The 4831-nt window shown below is 42.4% G+C and carries 4 protein-coding genes; 3 read left to right on the top strand and 1 reads right to left on the bottom strand.

What is annotated here, in order from left to right; all coding sequences use genetic code 11:
• Positions 1 to 354: 354 nt before the first annotated feature.
• From CWATDRAFT_RS29750 to CWATDRAFT_RS29740, 3 genes are all read left to right on the top strand, one after another.
• Positions 355 to 699 carry a hypothetical protein gene (locus tag CWATDRAFT_RS29750; RefSeq protein WP_007308439.1) on the top strand — a complete coding sequence of 115 codons (345 nt, stop codon included), beginning with the start codon at positions 355 to 357 and terminating at the stop codon, positions 697 to 699.
• Positions 700 to 1073: 374 nt separating this feature from the next.
• A complete protein-coding gene (locus CWATDRAFT_RS29745) occupies positions 1074 to 2036 on the top strand; it encodes a hydrogenase small subunit (RefSeq protein ID WP_007308440.1) in 963 nt (320 codons plus the stop codon).
• A 67-nt stretch (positions 2037 to 2103) separates the two neighbouring features.
• Positions 2104 to 3699 (top strand): nickel-dependent hydrogenase large subunit, encoded by a 1596-nt coding sequence (locus CWATDRAFT_RS29740; RefSeq protein ID WP_007308441.1) that lies wholly within the window; start codon positions 2104 to 2106, stop codon positions 3697 to 3699.
• Positions 3700 to 4124: 425 nt separating this feature from the next.
• Here the strand turns inward: CWATDRAFT_RS29740 and CWATDRAFT_RS29735 are convergent.
• Positions 4125 to 4831, bottom strand: a 707-nt coding sequence (locus CWATDRAFT_RS29735) for an IS66 family transposase (RefSeq protein WP_007308438.1), incomplete at its 5' end; no start/stop codon positions are given.

The raw sequence follows: 4831 nt of genomic DNA, 5'->3' as shown, positions 1-4831 counted from the left end.
GCCGCCTGGCAAACTATCCGCATTGACTCCAAGTAGTGTAGCCAACTCATTGTTATCAAAGGCAATTAAGGCATTGCCGTCTGGCATTACTTAAAGTTAATTCATTGAAACTACCAACACCCGAACCCTCAATATTCAACAGATCGTCTTCGAGATCAAAATCAGTGATAGTGTGAGCAGACTCANGAATCTCTGCGTTAGCAATCCAGAATTGATCTTCTCCCTCACCCCCATTTGCAAATGATTATCATTATCGTTCATTCTCAATAAGCTCTCTGGTTGCCGACAATTGTTTAGGGTCGGGTAACAGAGAAAAACCGCTCTGGACTTACTTTTCAACCTACTTGTCACCCCGTGAGTACCTTTACCCTTGGTGGTGACGATCGCGCTTTCGGTGGTACAGGAAATGATCGATTCTTCCTCTTAGGTGGTAATAATGTTGTTACTGGGGGTGAGGGAGAAGATCAATTCTGGATTGCTAACGCAGAGATTCCTGAGTCTGCTCACACTATCACTGATTTTGATCTCGAAGACGATCTGTTGAATATTGAGGGTTTGGGTGTTGGTAGTTTCAATGAATTAACTTTAAGTAATGAAGACGGCAATGCTTTAATTGCCTTTGATAACAATGAGTTGGCTACACTACTTGGAGTCAATGCGGATAGTTTGACTGCTGATAACTTTGGCGTTTTAAGTTAAATGAATTACCCCAACTGTTAAGAAGTTGGGGTAATTTATCATCATTGTCTGATTACTGTTTGATGTCATAGTTTCTAATAATCTCATAAATCATTACTGATTGCTATAGTTATTCATCCCATATTGTAATTGCCAAGGAATAATATTAAAGTCTTGAAAAAGCCTGTGTTACGGTTATAACAGTAAAAAATAAGACATTATTGCTAAATTTATGTTATTATTTCATGACAAAAGGTAAACTAAATATCAACAAATAATAAGAAAAATTACATTAGAATAACTTAACCTTGATAACAATTAAATAAAGATTAAATCGTGCCAAGAAATGATGAAATCTATCCCATAATGGACTGGAAAACCATCCGAGAGAGTCTATGGCTAATGTTCTTTGGCTGCAAGGTGGTGCCTGTTCTGGGAATACAATTTCGTTTCTCAACGCAGAAGAACCCACCGTAGTAGACTTAATTACCGACTTTGGGATCAATGTCTTGTGGCATCCGTCCCTCGGTTTGCAATTAGGTGATGAATTACAACAACTATTATACGATTGTGTGAATGGTAAAATTCCCATAGATATTCTAGTCTATGAGGGAAGCGTCGTCAATGCCCCCAATGGAACGGGAGAATGGAACCGTTTTGCGGGCCGTCCCATGAAAGACTGGTTAACAGACTTATCTAAGGTAGCTGCCTTTGTGGTTGCTGTAGGAGACTGTGCCACTTATGGGGGTATTCCAGCCATGGAACCCAACCCTAGTGAGTCCCTTGGGGTACAGTTCCTCAAACGAGATAAAGGAGGTTTCTTGGGGGCAGACTATGTGTCCCAAGCTGGCCTACCTGTAATTAATATACCAGGTTGTCCGTCACACCCTGACTGGATCTCTCAAATATTAGTTGCAGTGGCCACCGGACGAGTTGGGGATCTCACCCTTGATGAGTTCCACCGTCCCCAAACCTTCTTCCGTAGCTTTACCCAGACGGGTTGCACCAGGAATATGCACTTTTCCTACAAAGCAACCACTCAAGACTTCGGACAACGGACTGGATGTCTGTTCTATGATATGGGATGTCGTGGCCCTATGACCCATTCTTCCTGTAACCGTATTTTATGGAATAGAGTTTCCTCAAAAACCCGTGCGGGTATGCCCTGTTTAGGGTGTACAGAACCGGAGTTTCCTTTCCATGATCTTAAACCAGGAACGGTCTTTAAGACACAAACAGTAATGGGTGTGCCGAGAGAGTTACCTTCTGGTATAAATAAGAAAGATTATGCGTTAATGACGGTTGTTTCCAAAGATACAAGTCCTTCTTGGGCTAATGAGGACTTTTTCACTGTTTAACCATCTCTAGGGGCAGAATATATGCCCCTACTTTATCGAATATTGAACCATTCTTGAGAGTGAAACTATGCCAGTACAGAAACTAGAAATATCCCCAGTGGGGAGAGTAGAAGGGGACTTAGATGTTAGAGTTGATATTGAAGACGGCCAGGTGGTTAATGCCTGGACTAAAGCGGAATTATTTCGCGGTTTTGAGGTTATTTTAAAAGGGAAAGATCCCCAAGCTGGTCTTATTGTTACCCCTCGTATCTGTGGTATATGTGGCGCATCTCACTTAACTTGTGCTTCTTGGGCTTTGGATACGGCTTGGGAAACAGAAGTGCCTCGTAACGCCATTTTAGCACGAAATTTAGGACAATTGGTGGAGACTGTACAAAGTCACCCCAGACATTTTTACGCTTTATATGCCATCGACTTAACCAATAAAAAGTACAAAAATAGTCCTTTCTACGAAGAAGCTTGTAAGCGGTTTGGGGCCTTTACGGGAACGTCTTACGAACTAGCTATTACTACCTCTGCTAAACCCGTAGAACTATACGCTTTATTCGGTGGACAATGGCCTCACTCTAGTTATATGGTTCCGGGTGGTGTAATGTGTGCGCCCACTTTAACTGATATTACTAGAGGTTGGGGGATCATGGAATATTTCCGCACCAACTGGTTAGAACCGGTGTGGTTAGGATGCTCCTTAGAGAGATATGAAGAGATCCAAACCTACGAAGACTTTTTAGAATGGTTGGATGAGAGTCCTGCTCATGCTAACTCCGATCTCGGTTTCTATTGGCGTATGGGGTTAGATATAGGTTTAGATAAGTATGGTGGTGGTCCTGGCCGTTATTTAACTTGGGGTTATCTCCCTCATGAAGATAGATATCAAAAACCCACCGTTGAAGGCCGTAACGCTGCTGTGATCATGAAAGGTGGTGTTTACGATAGCTTCACCGATCAACATCACATGGTAGATCATACCTTTACACGGGAAAATACTAGCCATGCTTGGTACGAAGAAGGAACAGCAGACGTTCATCCTTTCGATCGCACCACTCAACCCAAACATATCAACACCAACGACTACGAGGGTAAATATTCCTGGGCCACTGCTGTTAGTCATAAGGACTTAGGACGTATGGAAGTGGGTTCTCTTGCGCGTCAGTTAGTTGCTGGTGGTAAGCATGGAGAAAGTTGGCAGCATTATGATGGTTTGATCTTGGATATGTTCAAGAAAATGGGTGGTCCTAGCATCCATCTTCGTGAGTTTGCACGGATGCACGAATCTGTTAAACTCTATCGGGAAGTTGAAAGATGTCTGCGTGAGTTTAAATTAAACGATCCTTGGTATATTAAACCAACCGAAAAAGACGGCCGTGGTTGGGGTGGTACCGAAGCGAGTCGTGGCGCGTTATGTCATTGGGTGGAAGTAGAAAAGGGTAAAATCAAGAATTATCAAGTGATTGCCCCCACCACCTGGAACGTTGGACCGAGAGACGGTACACACACCAGAGGACCCATTGAAGAGGCGTTAGTGGGTATTCCTATCGAAGATAGCACCAACCCCGTAGAAGTGGGTCATGTGGCGCGTTCTTTTGATTCTTGTTTAGTTTGTACGGTTCATGCTCATGATGCTAAGACCGGTAAAGAATTAGCAAGGTTCCGCACTAATTAATATTGTAGGGTGGGCAATGCCCACCTTACTATTTTGTGAAGAAACCAATCATTATTGATAATCTTGCCATTGCTTGAATAATTTTGTTTTTTGAGGGAATACTAAGAGAGTAAGATTAATTGTAACTGCTCACCGCAACAAAAAAGTCTTATTGAAAAGCACTACAAACAACATCAGTTGAGTCAACAAAAATATAAGCCCTGTGATTTAGCGTAAAATTTAAGCTAATTTATTACGGCTATTTTAATGACTAACATTCCCAGAATCAAGTCTTTTTAAAACCTCAAATAAAAACAACAATATGAGAAAAAAAGAATAGTAAGATAGTTTTTTGTTAGCGGAGATTATCCGCTAACCCTGTGTATTTTTGTGCAGAGAGATAGGGCGATCAAGAAAAATCTATCCCCCATCGGCTCCGGAGCCTTTTACATCTCTAATCCTGGGGGACTCCGACCAGCTAATGAAAATAATTCGCATAATTGGACAATGGCATTTTGCCCCTGTAATCTCATGGTCTCTAAAAAACTGAACATTTGGGTGACTAACTCTGCACCCCAGTCGCTTCTTGCTCCCCCACTTACTTTGCGGTGAATGACAATGGGACGTAAAGCTCTCTCAGCATCATTATTATCTGGTTTGACTTCAGGATAAGTTAGAAAGGTGAACCACTCTTCCCAATGACGTTTGAGACGGTTAATCAATCTTTGTGCATCATAAGGCCATCCTTTTTTGGGAGTTGCTTTAAAAATCTTTTGCAGTGAGTTCTCGACTTCTGTTCTTTTGGAGCCTAAGTCTTCAAGGGTTAAATTTCGAGCATGATAATGACGATAATGGATACGGGCGGTTGCTAAAACTTGCTGTACATCGGCAGCAAATTCTCGATTCGCTTGAAAACGACTGGTTTTAAGGGACTCTAACTCTCGTTCTAAATGTGCCAGACATTTCTGTTTGGCCATCGCACTTTGTCTAAAGTAGGCACTATAGCAGTCACTGGTGAGGATGCCCTTAAAATCTGCTCCTAACAATTTCTCGACTTCTGCGGAGCTTCTAGTGGGAACCAATATCAACGGGGATCCTCTAGAGTGTAAGCAGCGATCAAGCTGCCTGCCGTCTTTCCTCCCCCCTTCCCCCT

Origin of the sequence: Crocosphaera watsonii WH 8501 (assembly GCF_000167195.1) — a bacterium.
GTDB classification, from domain to species: Bacteria; Cyanobacteriota; Cyanobacteriia; order Cyanobacteriales; family Microcystaceae; genus Crocosphaera; species Crocosphaera watsonii.
This window is presented reverse-complemented; position numbering and strand designations above follow the sequence as displayed.